A 13,088-nucleotide genomic window follows, 5' to 3' on the forward strand; every position below is an offset into this window, starting at 1 on the left:
CGACCAGCGAGAGGATGCTGGTACGAAAGCTTGCCGGCATGGCAATGCCGTAGGCGCCATACCCGTAGAGCAGACAGGGCGCGGGGCCGGTATCGAGCGCATTGCGGCGATGGATCAGCGAAATCGGGACCTGCGCGCCATCGGGGCCCTGCGCGAAGATACGCCGCGTGACGTAGTCGTCGGGATCGTGCCCGCTCGGCACGTCCTGGGTCTTGCGCAGAAGGCGCGCGCGCGACGCCATGTGGTAATCCCAGACCTGGGAGGGCGTCGTCAGCGAGGAATAGCCGAAGCGCAGAATGTCGGTGTCGTACTCGAAGCCCGGCTGGATCGACAGAGAAAACGCCTCCTCGTCGAAGGCGATGATGTGTTCCTCGCCGCTCTCCCATTCCCGGATGACGATGCGCGGATTGGCATCCTCGCGCTCGAGCCTTGCGAGATGGCGGGCGAAGGGGAGGGCGGAGGTGATCATCACGCCCTTGCGGTGCGCCACCAGATCGCGCCAATGCGCACGCTCCGGCGTGGCGAGCGGCGCGGTGACGATGCAAAAATCCTCGGCGCCACCGGCATTCGTGGTGATGACGAGGCGCTCCCGCTCAAGGTGATGCTCGACATCATAGAGCATGCCCGTCTCACGGGCCGCGACGAGGCGCGGGGGCGCATCAGGCGCCTCCAGGTCGATCAGCCGCGCCTCGCTCGTCTGGTGATCGGCGATGCCGATGACGGCGAAGCGCCCGGAGCGGGTTTCGTCGAGGGAGACGAACCAGCCGGGTTCCGGCTCCTCGTAGACGAGGGCGTCGGCGCTTTCCGGCGTGCCGAGTACGTGGTGCTTGACGCGGACAGGGCGGTGATTGTCGTCGCGCTCCACATAGAAGAAGCTCTTGCCGTCGCGCGCCCAGACGAGATCGCCGGCAGCTTCGGTTACGGTATCGTCGTGATCGATCCCGGTCTGCGCATCGCGGATACGGATCGTGTAGCTCTCCGAGCCTTCCGTATCGCTCGACCAGGCGATCAGCCGGTGATCAGGGCTGTGATCGACGCCCCCGAAGGCGAAATAGGCATGGCCTTCGGCTAGCGCATCACCATCGAGCAGCAGTGTCTCCTCGCTGCCATCGCGCGGTGCGCGGCAGAAGAGCGGGTGCTCGCCGCCCTCGCGATAGCGCCGGAAATAGGCGAAGGCGCCGTGAGGCGCCGGGACGGAGGAATCATCCTCCCTGATCCGGCTGCGCATCTCCGCGCGCAAGGTCTCGCGAAGGGCCGCCAGCGGTGCGGTGACGCTCTCGGTATAAGCGTTCTCCGCTTCGAGGTGCGTGCGAATCGGGACGGGCAGGGTGGCGGGATCGTCGAGCACTTCGCGCCAGTTCCCGGCGCGCAGCCAGGCGTAATCGTCGTGAAGCGCGATGCCATGCGCATGCGTCACCTGTTCGCGGCGCTCCGCAACGGGAGGCTCGGCCTGCGCCAGTTTGATGCTCATTCTTCGTCCGGGATGAAATCGAGTGCATGGCCGTTCATGCAGTAGCGAAGACCCGTCGGGCGCGGGCCGTCATTAAAGACATGCCCGAGATGCGCTTCGCAGCGTGCGCAGTGGGTCTCGGTGCGGCGCATGAACCAGGACCGATCCACACGCTCGCCGATCGCGTCCCGGGCGACCGGTTCATAGAAGCTCGGCCAGCCGGTGCCGGAATCGAATTTGGTCTCTGATCGAAACAACGCATTGCCGCAACATATGCAGCGATAGAGGCCGTCGCGCTTCTCGTCCCAATGCGGTCCGGAAAAGGCAGGTTCCGTCGCTTCCTTGCGGGTAACCTGAAATTGCTCCGGCGTGAGTTGCTCGCGCCATTCTTCATCGCTCTTGACGATTTTCTCCCGAGCGGAAACGTCACTCATGCTTTTACTCCATCCCAAGGGGTGCCGCAGACGGCATCCGATCACTTTCTATGCGAAATATGGGACGCCGTCGACGATTCGGCCATAGGGTACATTTCGAAGGAGAGCATCGGATAAATACCTTTAATTGCTTCTTGCAATCTTGGCGATCATTGACTAAGCCTGAGAATGTTATGTTCGATACCGGCAATATAACAAGCTGTTCCGCTGTACCCGCGCAGGATGGCCTGTGCCACAAAAAAAAGATATTCAGGAAGAAACCGGTTCGCGAGGCCTCCATTCACAAAAACCCAGGGAATCGCAACTGCAATGAGCGAAGACAATCGCGCTGAATTCATCGACCTGACCGCCGATATCGTCTCGGCCTATGTCAGCCACAATCCGGTTCCAAGTGCCGATCTGCCAGGCCTGATCGCCGATATCCACGGCGCCCTCGCCGGCCTTGCCGGGAAGGCCGCGGAGCCGCCTGCGGAGCCGCCCAAGCCGGCTGTGCCGATCAAGCGTTCCGTGACGCCGGATTACATCATCTGTCTTGAAGACGGCAAACAGTTCAAGTCGCTCAAGCGTCATCTGCGTACGCAGTACGACATGACTCCCGAGGAGTATCGGGAGAAGTGGGGGCTTTCGGCAGATTATCCCATGGTCGCACCGAACTATGCCCGGGCGCGCTCCGAGCTCGCCAAGGAAATGGGCCTCGGCCAGCAACGGCGCAAGCGGCGCAGCACACGCAGCTGATGCGCCGCGCAGCCGGCGCCATGCGATTGTACAGCAGGCGCGCAGCTGCTAATTGCTGCTGAAGATTCTTCCGCGCAATTGCAGGAGTGCGCCTTGCTGTCATCCCTGATGCGCCGTGCCCGTCATGCCGATGGGGTCGACCCGGTGATCCAGGTCGGCGCGATCCCCTATCGTATCGTTGATGGTCATGTGGCCTTCCTTTTGGTCACATCACGTCGTACCGGACGCTGGATCTACCCGAAGGGCGCCATTATCGATGGCATGACAGCGGCCGAAAGCGCTGCCTGCGAAGCGTTCGAGGAGGCGGGTGTCGAAGGCGAAGTCTGGCCTGAGCCGTTCGGCAGTTACGACACGGTCAAGGTCAAGGGCATGACCCGAACGCCCCTGCGCGTGGCGCTCTACCCGCTCGAAGTGACCCGGCAGCTCGATCCGTGGAAGGAGTCGCGCCAGCGCCATCGCCATTGGGCCCTGCTGCCGGAGGCGCGCCGTCTTCTGTCGGAGCCGCGACTCGTCGAGGTCACGAGGAACCTGCATGCGCATTTGCGCAAGCGCGAGGCGACCGCCTGAAAGGCTCGCGTTTCTATCAGAAATCGGCGAAGGCACTCATCAGGAGATAGAGCAGCCCCGCCAGCGTGGCAGCCGCCGGAACCGTTACGATCCATGCCGTGACGATACCCAGCGCGTGCCTGCGCCGTACCAGTTGCCGGCGCTCGCGCTTCTGCGCCCTGGCAATGGCGTCCTCGGGTGTCTTGCTGAGCTTGTCGACCCTCAGGAAGAGCGAGGTCGGCTGCACGGCCGGGTTGGGCACGCCCTTGTTCATCAGGGCCTCTCGCAGGAAGCCGACGCCGAAGATCGCGCCCACGGCGATATGCGTCGAGGAGACCGGCAGGCCAAGTCCCGAGGCGATCAGCACCGTGATTGCGGCGGCGAGCGCGACGCAATAGGCGCGGATCGCGTCCATCCTGGTAATCTTCTCACCCACCATCCGGATCAGTCGCGGCCCGAACAGGGCGAGGCCGACGGCAATGCCGATCGCGCCGATCACCAGAACCCAGAGCGGCAGGGCGACGCGCCCGACTTCCGAAGATCCCGTCTCTGCGGCGGCGACGATGGCCGCGAGCGGCCCGACGGCGTTGGCGACATCGTTGGCGCCATGGGCGAAGGAGAGCAGGGCGGCGGCGAAGATCAGCGGCACGGTGAAGAGGTTGGCGATGTGCTTGCGACGGTTCTCGATATGCCTGGCACGCTCGGCCACCCATGGCCGTGACATGCCCCAACCGATCAGGAAGAAGATCAGGCCGAGCGCCAGGACGGTCAGCGCGGAGGGGTTCCAGATGCGGGAGAAGCCTTTATTGGCCAGATACATGGCGAAAACGCCGGTCATCAGCCCGACCATCACTGGAACCCAGCGCTGTGCCGCCGCAACGCGATCATCACGGGACAGGATCGACCATTTGACGAAGCCGAGCAACGCCGCAGCGATCAGTCCGCCGAGGCCGGGTGAGATCACCCAGCTCGCCACGATTGCGCCAATCATCGGCCAGTGCACCACCCAGAATCCCGCCGCCGCGATCCCGGCTCCCACCACACCACCCACCACGGAATGCGTGGTCGAGACCGGGGCGCTGAAATAGGTCGCGAGGTTGATCCACATCGCCGCGGCGAGGAAAGCCGAAAGCATGACCAGGATGAATTGCAGCGCCGGCATCGCATCATCCGGACGCAGGAGATCGCGCGAAACCGTGTTGACCACGTCACCCCCTGCGAGGATGGCGCCAGCGGCCTCGCAGAAAGCGGCTATGACGAGGGCGCCGCCGAGCGAGAGGGCGCGGCTGCCAACTGCCGGACCCATATTGTTGGCCACGTCATTGGCGCCGACATTAAGTGCCATATAGGCCGCGATCACCGCTGCCACAATGACGAACCAACTCAGCGGCCCCTCGACCACGAACAGGCTCGCCAGGGTGATCGCGCCGATAAAGAAGACGAGCAGCAGGCCCGGCATCGCCATCGCACGTGAAAGTGACGCGGTCGCCGTCTCCAGCGTGTCGACCTTGCCGAGATCCTTGTCGAGCGTGCTCTTCGCCACCTGTGCGCCCCGATACTTTGCCGACTGAACGAGCCGGGGCGGGCTTTAGCATCATCCGGATCGGAAATCATGTCCGAATTGCCAGCGCTCAGCTCCCGCAAAGCGTGGCCAGTAAATCTTTCAGCAATTAAAAATTGCATAGACGTAACTGCTTTTAATTTTTTGTGGTCCCGAATTTCTACGAATACCGAATCGAGAAAGTATTTATTTTGAATTTGTAGAATTCCAAGAGGAAGTGTCGCTGCGCTGCTTGCGATCGACCCATTTGCAAATCCGATACGAATTAAGACCGGAAAACCGGTCTCACGCTCGTGAGGTGCCCATGGATCAGTTGCGTAAGGCAAGTCGCGAGAATATGGCGCATGCCAAAGCCTCCGCTCGTGGGAATAGCCGGTGCGGCAGTCGATTACGGACGGTCGACCGGTGCCAGGGTCGAAGCGCAGCGCCTCGTCGATGCCGCTGCGCTCGCCGCGGCCCAGCGCATGTCCGACCCGAACGTGACCCAGGATGAAATCCGGGCCGATCTGCAGAGCCGCATCATGGAGCGCCTGCCGCGCATGGTCGATTTCGCACAGGTGAGCATCATCTTCATGCAGGAGTGGCGCGGCGCGCGTATCGAGATGGATTACGTTTTGCCCACCACGCTCACGCGGATGCTCGGCAAGGAGACCATGAGCGGCTCCATCTTCGCAGAGGCCATGGCGGCGGTGGATTCGGCCGAAATCGCCGTGGCGCTGGACGTGACCGGCTCGATGCGCAGCCATGTCCCCGCCGTGCGCGAGGCCACGCGAGATCTCATCGACTAACTCAAGCCGACCGGGCGCAATACCGACAATCTCCGCGTCTCGCTCGTCCCTTACGTTACGACAGTGAATGTCTCTGGTCACCCTGATCATATGCGCTGGATGGATGTGTCCGGCCAAGCGCGGCATCACGGGGAGAATTTCGCGGGCGTGCGGATACGTGACAATCGCTGTTATTCGCCGCCGCCGCCGCCGCCTTCGCCATGGCGCCGCATCCGGACCTGGGGCAGCGTGCACCGGTGATGGATGACGCGCCGGTCTTCGCCATGGCGCCGCCAGCGCCTCCCGCACCCGTGGGAGCAGAGACTGCTGTTGCGACGGACGGGGCCGACGCGGGCCGCGGCTTCGCCGGTTTCCTCGCCGGGATATTCGGAGCAGGCGAAGCGCAGGCCCCCGGTTCCTGGCCCTACGGCACGCTGACGAACGCGACCCCGGTCGATTGCGACCGCCGTGTGCCGCGCGCCAACCATTTCCATCTGTTCAACGCGATGGATGTGCCGTGGAAAGGCTGTGCCGAAAGCCTGCCCGGATCCGATCGTGCCTTTGACGGGGATCGGGCCACGCTGATCGATGCGGCGGAGGGCTTCATGTCCTGCGGCTTGTCGGGCACCAATATCGCCATCGGCCTCGTCTGGGCCTGGCGCATGCAGTCCCAGGATTTCGTGCCGCAGGCGCGGCCCTATGCGCCGGGGCATCGCAAGATCGTGATCCTGATGACGGATGGCTTCAACGATTTCGTTTCGCAGAACAACCATTGGAACCGCTCGGATCACGCGGGTACCGGATGTGTCGCGCGCCAGCGTTTCGGCACCCGCAACCGCAACCAGATCATGAATACGCTCGACCAGCGTACCACCGAGGTCTGCGAGCGGATCAAGGGACGCGATATCGAACCCTACACAGTGCTGTTCGATCCGCAGGGCTAAACCGACGCATCCAATGTCGAGGCCTTGCTCCAGCAATGCGCAACGACACCGAACCGGCATGTCTAACGGGCCGATTCACAACAGGCTCTCGTTGATGCATTTCGCCATATCGGCAATCGGATCAATGCCTTGCGGATTTCCCGCTGAGGCCGGACAATGCCTGCAGGAGCGGGGCGCGGGGGAACTGCGCCCCGCACCCGTCGAGCGGCAATGGATGGACGCGACGCATGCGCGTTTCGCCTATCGCTGCCTGCCGCTCGCCATTGCCAATGCGCATGGCTGGGAGTTGCTGTGTCCGCACGAGACGCATGCGGTCTGGGACGGGGGTGACGGGCTCGACGCGTTCCGCGTCATCGGTGTGCCCGGGCAGCCACCGGCGGCGATCTCGCATTTCGGGCACGGCGTTCTCACCTTCCATGTGCCGGTGATCTTCCGCACCGAACCGGGCTGGGATCTGATGGTGAGCGGGCCGACCAACGCCCCGAAGGATGCGATCGCGCCGCTATCGGGCGTCGTCGAAACCGATTGGGCGCCGTTCAGCTTTACCATGAACTGGCGCTTTACCCGCAGCGCCCAGCGCGTCGGTTTCGCCGCCGGCGAGCCGTTCTGCCATATCTATCCGGTGCAGCGGGGCGTTCTGGAAGAGGTAACGCCGACAATTCTGCCGCTCTCGGCAGCTCCCGATCTCGCGCGGCGACATCGCGAATGGTCGCAGAGCCGGGGGCCTTCAACCGCGATCTCAACCACCCCGACAGCGATGCCACGAAGGCCGGCTGGCAGAAGCTCTATCATCGCGGGCAGGATGCCACGGGTGAACGGCTCGGCGCCCAGGGGCACCGAACCCGTCTGCGGTTGCGCCCCTTCGCGAAGGAATGAGCGGGACGCTTCACACGCGCACACGCTTGATGCGCCCGTTCACGAACCCGGTCATGCCGATTTTGAACGGATCGCGGGGAGGGGCTGCCTGCAAAACCCGGCCCCGCCGCGCTTCCCCGTCATCAACCAGCGCCGTCACGCAGTCCTGCCTGCGCTTGCCGACCCGGTACTGCATGACGGATATTGGCTGATCCGAAGACCGGCACAAAATTCTGCGGAAGAGGAACCGCTTCCTCGAGCCGGTTCCTTGCGAAAGCCCGGCGGCTTGCCTCATTCTGGCCGCAGCCGCGCCAAGGGGGCACTGGAACCATCCACGATGACATAGATGTAGCCGTCATCGTCGAAGGCGAGGCGCGAGTCATAATGGGCGTTGCTGTTGACGAGCGGCTCGACCATATGCAGCACCTCGACATCGCTGAGGGAGCGTTCCTTGGCATCAAACCGCGCGCGTCCGACATAGGTGGTCGAGCGGCCGCGCGCATCAGCCCCCGAGAAGCTCATTGTAAAGTCAGGACTCCTCCGGACAATCCGCATGCAGGGCGAGGTCAAGCAGCCCACCTGGCCCTCGGCATGAACCTCTGGCACGCGGGAAACCGCGTGCATTTCGCCGCTGTCGCGATCGATCAGCCGGAGGGCACCCGGGCGCTCCGAGACCAGCATCATGCGGCTGTCGGGTACGAAGACCATCGACCACGGATTGGCCAGCCCCTCAACCGCAGTCTCCACTGTGTAATCCGCCTTCGCCATCGCGCTGCGAAACGCTCCTCGCGGTTCTGCTCGCGGATCAAGGGGGCGATTTCGGGAATGCAGCTTTTGCGGCCTTGCCTGCATGAGTCACCCCTTTCGTGAAATGGCGCGCAACCAATCCACGGCGGCGGAGACGGTTCCATGCAGCAATGCGCAGGCGCGATTTCGTGCGCGCAAGGTTCTTGTCTCACGGGCGTACGCGAACGCCCGTGAGACGAATGCTCGACGGCGATCAGAAGCTCATGAGCCGGGCGTTCGGCGCGACGAGGCGGCGGCCCATCTCGGCGGGGTCTGCCGCCGTGACGCCCTCGATCAGCGCATCAGGTCCGACGCCCTTGTTGGGCAGATAGATGGCGCAGACTTCGACCTGTGTACCGGTCTGGTCCATGATCGTGCGCATCAGACCCTGCGGGCTCATGCCGCGCGGCTCTTGCGGCGCGGTGGCGGATTCGGGTGCGTCCTGCAGCGCCATGTCGGCGGCGGGGCCGCAGAGCAGAATATGCGCCGAAGCGCCGGCCTGAATCGATTGCAGGGTCAGAACCATCGACATCAATTGCGTCTGTGCATCGGGTGCCGTGAGGATCGTGACGAGATCGACATCCTCTTCGGCCGTGGCGGGAGTCGATACGGCGAGAGCGGAGACGGACATGGCGGCTGCGACGGCCATGGCTGCGAATGTTTTCTTCATGGCTTTCTCCTTTGCGGGCTTCATCATCGGAAGCTGGTTTTCCATCACTCAAATTAGTGAGTGATGGAATTCTGAACTAACCCGTTCGCCCCGTCTTTGATCCGTGTCATCTGCGCGCAGGCGCCGGTTTGCTGCGCAACCTGATGGAACGCACCCTGTCCGGCGGCGTTTCGCATCCGGGGGGGCACAGTCGAAGAAAGGCATGGTCATGCGGTTTTCACCCCAAGCCAATGCGAACCGATATAGCCGTCTGGCGCCGCTGATCGCCGGGGGTGGTGTCCTCGTGGCTGTCGTGATGGCCTCCCCGATCGTCGCGCAGACATCATCCTCTGCTGCCGAAACGGCACCGGCCGATCTGCAGATGCAGGGGGATTTCATCGTGGCGCAGACGCCGGGGCACGTGCTTGCCAACAACCTGATCGGGGCCGATGTCGTGAGCGCCGACGGCGATACGATCGGGCCGGTCGCCGATATCATCATCGACCAGAATCGCAGGCTCGTCGGAATCACGGTCTCAGTCGGCGGTCTTCTGGGAATCCGTGATCGCGAGATCGGCATACCCGTCTCGGCCATGGCCATTGGTCGCGATGTCGAGGAGACCGGCTCCGTCGGCGCGCGCGGCGCTTCATTCAACGATCCTGTCTCGGACGTGATCCTCACCCTCAATTCCGCAGCAATCGAGCAGGCACCGAAATTTGCACGGCTCGAGGATATTCCGGGCCTTGGCAGCGGCACGGCAGTGTCACCCGACGGGACACCGAGCGAAGAACCGCAGAGCAACTGACGGCGACAGGCCAATAACGTCAATCGGCACCCGTGATATCCCGGCCCGGCGCTTCGGCGCGGTCGGAATTTCGGCGCAGGGGTCGCAGCGCAATGCCGGTCACGCGCAGGCCGGCAAGCAGCACGATGCCGTAGACCAGCCCGCCGCTCACGGCGAGAATCGCGAGGGTTCCCTCAGCGGCCAGAGCCTCGAAATGACGCCTGGCAAAGGCGAGGGCGGGGGCTTGCAGGCTGGCGACGAGGGCGGCCAGCATCAGGCAGCCGGCGAGCGCGATCATCAAACTCTTGCCCAGCAGTGCGTTCGGCGCGCTCCAGCTGCGGCGCTGCGCGACGACGAGCAGCAGGCCGAGATTGACCCAGGCGCCGATCGCGGTGGCGAGCGCGAGGCCGACGACGCCGAACGGGTCCGTCAGCACGATCTTGAAGGCGATGTTCACCGCGACCGCCGTGAGCGAGATCTTCAAGGGCGTTACCGTGTCCGAGCGCGCATAGAAGCTCGACAGTGCCGAGCGCATCAGCACCACGGCGGGCAGGGCGAGCGCATAGGCGGCGAGGATCGCACCGGAGGCCGCCGCATCCTGCGCGGTGAAGGCGCCGCGTCCGAACAAGGCCAGCATGATCAGATCCGGAATCATCACGAAGGCCACGGTGCAGGGCAGGGCGAGCGCGAGGATGATCGCCGCTGCCTGGTTTTGCGCGCGATGCGCGCCCGCGATATCGGCCTCGGCGATGCGGCGGCTCATCTCGGGGAGCAGCACGGTGCCCGCCGCGATGCCGATCACGCCGACGGGGAGCTGATAGAGGCGATCGGCGTAATACAAAGCCGAGACAGCGCCGACGGGCATCAGTGAAGCGATGATGGTATCAGCAAACATCGCGATCTGCACGCCGGCGGAGCCGATTACGGCGGGGCCGAAGGTCTTGAAGAAATGCTTCACCGCCTTGTCAGGGCGCGGCATCGCGAGGCGCGGGGCGAGGCCGGCGCGGCGTGCCGCCCCCCAGACGAGTAGCAATTCGAACACCCCCGCCAGCGCCACGCCCCAGGCCGCCGCATGGCCGGCGGTGGGGAAGAGGAAGGCGAGGGCGAGTGCGGCGATCAGCGAGCCATTGAGCAGGATCGGCGCCGCAGCGGCTGCGGCGAAACGGTCGTGCGCATTCAGAAGGGCCGAGAGCATCGTCACCAGCGTGACGAAGAGCAGATAGGGAAACGTGATGCGCGTCAGCGTCACGGTGAGATCGAAGCGTTGATCGTCACCCACCACACCCGGCGCGAGGGCCGAGACGAGCCAGGGCATGAAGGCCAGCGCCAGCGCGAGCAGGACGATCTGGATGGCCAGAAGCAGGGTCCAGATGCGGCTCGCGAAGAGGTGGCCGGCCTCGTTGCCGTTCTTCTCGCGGGTCTGGGCATAGGTGGGAATGAAGGCGGCGTTGAAGGCGCCTTCGCCGAAAATCGTGCGGAAATGGTTGGGCAGGCGCAGCGCGATGACGAACGCGTCGGCCACCGGTCCGACGCCCATGATCCCCGCCATGACGACATCGCGCGCGAAACCCGTGATCCGCGAGACCATCGTCCAGCTGCCGACTGAGGCGATCTTTCTGAGCATCCCGTGAATCCGTTGCGATCGGCGCATCCATCGCCACCGACCCGCGTTGTTTTGCGCATGCCAGTGCATGATGGCAAGGCCTCATGCTTGCAAGGGTGAGCGGGGGCGGTTACGAAAAACCGTGCGCGACAAGGATCGGCGAGCCATGGACGAGCAGCAGCAGAACGAAAACCCGGCGGCAAGTGTCAGCGACCCGCTGAAGCTGCTCGCTCTCGACAGCGACGACCTCGCGGTGATCTCGGCGCATCTGCAGCATGCGCAGCTGCGTGTGTCGGATCTGGCCTATCTGCCGAATGAAAGTCGTTTCGCCTTGTGCCTCGGACGCTACGAGTGGGAGCATGCGCCGGAAACTCCGCGCCGCCGCCGACTCACCGGGCTGCATTTCGAGCGGGTCCTCGGCGCGCAGATGCGCAATCTCGACCCGCGCATCCGCGAAACGGCACTCGAACTCATCGCCATCGGCTTCGAGCCGGGAGACGCCCCGTCGGGCGCAGTCATCCTGTTCTTCGCCGATGATCGCGCCCTGCGGCTCGAAGTCGAGTGCATCGAGGCGCAGATGCGTGATATGGGCCCTGTCTGGGAGGCGGATCCGCCGCCGCCGATCGAAACCGGGGAAGAAGATTAATGCCGTTGCGGCTCGATACGCGCCAGGAAGATTTCGATGCGGCCTTCGCCGCCTTCCTCGGCACCAAGCGTGAAATCTCCGAGGAAGTCGACGATACCGTCCGGGCCATCATCTCGGATGTGGTGGCGCGTGGCGATGAAGCGGTGATCGAATGCACCTCCCGCTTCGACCGGCTTGACCTGACGCCGCAGAGCCTGCGGGTGAGTGACGCGGAAATCGAACAGGCGCGCGCGGCCTGCGATGCGAAGACGCTGGAGGCGCTGGAACTGGCGCATCAGCGCATCGTGCGTTTCCACGAGACGCAAAAGCCCGCTGATCAGCGCACGACCGACGATCTCGGCGTCACCATGGGCTGGCGCTGGTCGGCGATCGAGGCGGTGGGGCTGTATGTGCCCGGCGGCACGGCGAGCTATCCCTCCTCCGTCCTGATGAACGCCGCGCCGGCGCGGGTGGCGGGGGTCGAGCGCATCGTCATGGTCTCGCCGACACCCGACGGCGCGATCAATCCGCTCGTGCTGGTCGCGGCGCAGATCGCAGGCGTCGACGAGATCTACCGCATCGGCGGCGCCCAGGCCGTGGCGGCGCTCGCCTACGGGACGCAGACGATCGCGCCAGTGGCCAAGATCGTCGGGCCGGGCAATGCCTATGTCGCCGCCGCCAAGCGCCGGGTCTTTGGCCAGGTCGGGATCGACATGATCGCCGGCCCCTCGGAAGTGCTGATCATGGCCGACGAGAGCGCCAATCCGGACTGGGTCGCGGCTGATCTCCTCGCCCAGGCCGAGCACGACACCGCCGCGCAATCCATCCTCGTCACCGACGATGCCGCCCTCGCCGATGCGGTCTGCAATGCGGTGGAACGCCATCTCGCCACGATGAAGCGGGCGGAGATCGCGCGGGCGAGCTGGAACGATTACGGCGCGGTCATCCTCGTGTCCGATCTCGCCGACGCGCTGCCGTTGGTCAACCGGATCGCACCCGAGCATCTCGAGATCGAGACCCGCGACCCGGAGGCGCTGGTGCCCGGCGTGCACAATGCCGGGTCGATCTTCCTCGGCGCGCATACGCCGGAGGCGATCGGCGATTATGTGGGCGGCCCCAACCACGTGCTGCCGACGGCTCGCTCGGCGCGATTCTCCTCCGGCCTCGGTGTGCTAGACTTCATGAAGCGCTCCTCGATCCTGCACTGCACCCCCGAGGCCCTGCGCGCGCTCGGTCCCGCCGCCATCGCGCTCGGCGAATCGGAGGGGCTGGAGGGGCATGCGCGTTCGGTCGCGATCAGGCTCAATCTGTGAGGCAGGCGGCATGAGTGGCGACGGGGGCAACGGGGA

At 64.5% G+C, this 13,088-nt stretch carries 13 protein-coding genes and 1 pseudogene; 8 read left to right on the forward strand and 6 right to left on the reverse strand.

What is annotated here, in order from left to right; translation table 11 throughout:
- Together VKP01_RS07000 and msrB are read right to left on the reverse strand one after the other, a co-directional pair.
- A partial coding sequence (locus tag VKP01_RS07000; protein WP_324411442.1) for a S9 family peptidase occupies positions 1-1,471 on the reverse strand: 1,471 nt, incomplete at its 3' end.
- Positions 1,468-1,884, reverse strand: coding sequence for a peptide-methionine (R)-S-oxide reductase MsrB (gene msrB / locus VKP01_RS07005; RefSeq protein WP_324411443.1), 417 nt, complete (start codon positions 1,882-1,884; stop codon positions 1,468-1,470). The genes VKP01_RS07000 and msrB, both read right to left, overlap by 4 nt.
- A 309-nt stretch (positions 1,885-2,193) precedes the next feature.
- Here msrB and VKP01_RS07010 point away from each other — a divergent pair, with 309 nt between their 5' ends.
- Together VKP01_RS07010 and VKP01_RS07015 are read left to right on the forward strand one after the other, a co-directional pair.
- A complete protein-coding gene (locus VKP01_RS07010) occupies positions 2,194-2,619 on the forward strand; it encodes a MucR family transcriptional regulator (RefSeq protein WP_324411444.1) in 426 nt (141 codons plus the stop codon).
- Positions 2,620-2,712: 93 nt separating this feature from the next.
- Complete coding sequence (locus VKP01_RS07015; protein ID WP_324411445.1) at positions 2,713-3,186, forward strand: NUDIX hydrolase; 474 nt, start codon at positions 2,713-2,715, stop codon at positions 3,184-3,186.
- Between the two features lie 16 nt (positions 3,187-3,202).
- Here the strand turns inward: VKP01_RS07015 and VKP01_RS07020 are convergent, their stop codons facing one another.
- Entirely contained in the window at positions 3,203-4,708 is a 1,506-nt protein-coding gene (locus VKP01_RS07020; RefSeq protein WP_324411446.1) for an inorganic phosphate transporter, read from the reverse strand.
- Positions 4,709-5,070: 362 nt separating this feature from the next.
- Between VKP01_RS07020 and VKP01_RS07025 the strand changes: the two genes are divergently transcribed.
- The 3 genes and pseudogenes from VKP01_RS07025 to VKP01_RS07035 all read left to right on the forward strand — a co-directional run bounded on the left by VKP01_RS07025 (position 5,071) and on the right by VKP01_RS07035 (position 7,313).
- Positions 5,071-5,514: a pilus assembly protein TadG-related protein gene (locus tag VKP01_RS07025; protein ID WP_324411447.1), complete on the forward strand. Its 444-nt coding sequence runs from the start codon at positions 5,071-5,073 to the stop codon at positions 5,512-5,514.
- A 239-nt stretch (positions 5,515-5,753) separates the two neighbouring features.
- A complete protein-coding gene (locus VKP01_RS07030) occupies positions 5,754-6,437 on the forward strand; it encodes a hypothetical protein (protein WP_324411448.1) in 684 nt (227 codons plus the stop codon).
- Between the two features lie 214 nt (positions 6,438-6,651).
- Positions 6,652-7,313: pseudogene (locus tag VKP01_RS07035) on the forward strand (DUF6065 family protein).
- 270 nt (positions 7,314-7,583) lie between these two features.
- Here VKP01_RS07035 and VKP01_RS07040 read toward each other — a convergent pair.
- Both VKP01_RS07040 and VKP01_RS07045 read right to left on the reverse strand, forming a co-directional pair.
- Entirely contained in the window at positions 7,584-8,060 is a 477-nt protein-coding gene (locus VKP01_RS07040; RefSeq protein WP_324411449.1) for a PQQ-dependent sugar dehydrogenase, read from the reverse strand.
- A 232-nt stretch (positions 8,061-8,292) separates the two neighbouring features.
- A complete protein-coding gene (locus tag VKP01_RS07045) occupies positions 8,293-8,748 on the reverse strand; it encodes a hypothetical protein (RefSeq protein WP_324411450.1) in 456 nt (151 codons plus the stop codon).
- A gap of 208 nt (positions 8,749-8,956) precedes the next feature.
- On the opposite strand from VKP01_RS07045, the gene VKP01_RS07050 reads away from it, so the two are divergent.
- The gene (locus tag VKP01_RS07050) at positions 8,957-9,532 is read left to right on the forward strand and encodes a PRC-barrel domain-containing protein (protein ID WP_324411451.1); all 576 of its coding nucleotides are present in this window, start codon (positions 8,957-8,959) and stop codon (positions 9,530-9,532) included.
- Between the two features lie 19 nt (positions 9,533-9,551).
- Here the strand turns inward: VKP01_RS07050 and murJ are convergent, their stop codons facing one another.
- Positions 9,552-11,135: a murein biosynthesis integral membrane protein MurJ gene (gene murJ / locus VKP01_RS07055; protein WP_324411452.1), complete on the reverse strand. Its 1,584-nt coding sequence runs from the start codon at positions 11,133-11,135 to the stop codon at positions 9,552-9,554.
- Positions 11,136-11,280: 145 nt separating this feature from the next.
- Here murJ and VKP01_RS07060 point away from each other — a divergent pair, with 145 nt between their 5' ends.
- Positions 11,281-11,760 carry a DUF2948 family protein gene (locus VKP01_RS07060; RefSeq protein ID WP_324411453.1) on the forward strand — a complete coding sequence of 160 codons (480 nt, stop codon included), beginning with the start codon at positions 11,281-11,283 and terminating at the stop codon, positions 11,758-11,760.
- Positions 11,760-13,052 (forward strand): histidinol dehydrogenase, encoded by a 1,293-nt coding sequence (gene hisD, locus VKP01_RS07065; RefSeq protein WP_324411454.1) that lies wholly within the window; start codon positions 11,760-11,762, stop codon positions 13,050-13,052. Before VKP01_RS07060 ends, hisD begins: the two co-directional genes overlap by 1 nt.
- Positions 13,053-13,088 lie beyond the last annotated feature (36 nt).

The sequence above is a fragment of the Saliniramus sp. genome (assembly GCF_035311605.1).
Classification (GTDB): domain Bacteria; phylum Pseudomonadota; class Alphaproteobacteria; order Rhizobiales; family Beijerinckiaceae; genus Saliniramus.

Excerpts from the sequence above, each read along its gene's own strand:
- msrB (WP_324411443.1), bottom strand. The coding sequence starts at position 1,884 with ATGAGTGACGTTTCCGCTCGGGAGAAAATCGTCAAGAGCGATGAAGAA.
- VKP01_RS07010 (WP_324411444.1), top strand. The coding sequence starts at position 2,194 with ATGAGCGAAGACAATCGCGCTGAATTCATCGACCTGACCGCCGATATC.
- VKP01_RS07025 (WP_324411447.1), top strand. The coding sequence starts at position 5,071 with ATGCCAAAGCCTCCGCTCGTGGGAATAGCCGGTGCGGCAGTCGATTAC.
- VKP01_RS07030 (WP_324411448.1), top strand. The coding sequence starts at position 5,754 with ATGGATGACGCGCCGGTCTTCGCCATGGCGCCGCCAGCGCCTCCCGCA.
- VKP01_RS07040 (WP_324411449.1), bottom strand. The coding sequence starts at position 8,060 with ATGGCGAAGGCGGATTACACAGTGGAGACTGCGGTTGAGGGGCTGGCC.
- VKP01_RS07045 (WP_324411450.1), bottom strand. The coding sequence starts at position 8,748 with ATGAAGAAAACATTCGCAGCCATGGCCGTCGCAGCCGCCATGTCCGTC.
- VKP01_RS07050 (WP_324411451.1), top strand. The coding sequence starts at position 8,957 with ATGCGGTTTTCACCCCAAGCCAATGCGAACCGATATAGCCGTCTGGCG.
- murJ (WP_324411452.1), bottom strand. The coding sequence starts at position 11,135 with ATGCTCAGAAAGATCGCCTCAGTCGGCAGCTGGACGATGGTCTCGCGG.
- VKP01_RS07060 (WP_324411453.1), top strand. The coding sequence starts at position 11,281 with ATGGACGAGCAGCAGCAGAACGAAAACCCGGCGGCAAGTGTCAGCGAC.
- hisD (WP_324411454.1), top strand. The coding sequence starts at position 11,760 with ATGCCGTTGCGGCTCGATACGCGCCAGGAAGATTTCGATGCGGCCTTC.